Source organism: Stenotrophomonas sp. 3diitr2024 (genome assembly GCF_042136455.1).
In the GTDB taxonomy this organism is placed as follows: domain Bacteria; phylum Pseudomonadota; class Gammaproteobacteria; order Xanthomonadales; family Xanthomonadaceae; genus Stenotrophomonas; species Stenotrophomonas sepilia.
Window position 1 is genome coordinate 1 of the sequence record NZ_JBHHMJ010000034.1, and the last position, 353, is coordinate 353.

The 353-nt window shown below is 65.2% G+C and carries 2 pseudogenes; both read left to right on the forward strand.

Annotated features, from left to right (window positions below):
• A pseudogene (locus ABGA94_RS00665) lies at positions 1-116 on the forward strand (hypothetical protein); the annotation flags it as partial.
• Positions 117-167: 51 nt separating this feature from the next.
• A pseudogene (locus ABGA94_RS00670) lies at positions 168-353 on the forward strand (hypothetical protein); the annotation flags it as partial.

Consider the following 353-nt stretch of genomic DNA (forward strand, 5'->3'; position numbering starts at 1 on the left):
TCAGCCAGGACAACCAGTTGCTGGCCTGGGCCGATGATGATGTCGGCCGCCGCCAGTACACGATCCGCTTCAAGGATCTGACCACCGGCAAGGTGCTGCCCGATGTGATCACCGGCAGGATGCCGATCGGTGCGGTCGCCAGGCCTGCCCAGATCGCGGTATAGCCCATGTCACGCTGCAGCCACTGCGGAATCAGCAACGCCACGCTGAAGAACGCACTGATCGGCGACGGCGCCTGCATCGCCCCGCAATGTTTCATCGCCGACAGCCGCGTCGATGCCCGTGCCTACCTGGGCGCGCTGGTACGCACCAGCAACCATCGCCTGGATGGTGCGACGGTCGCCGTCCACATC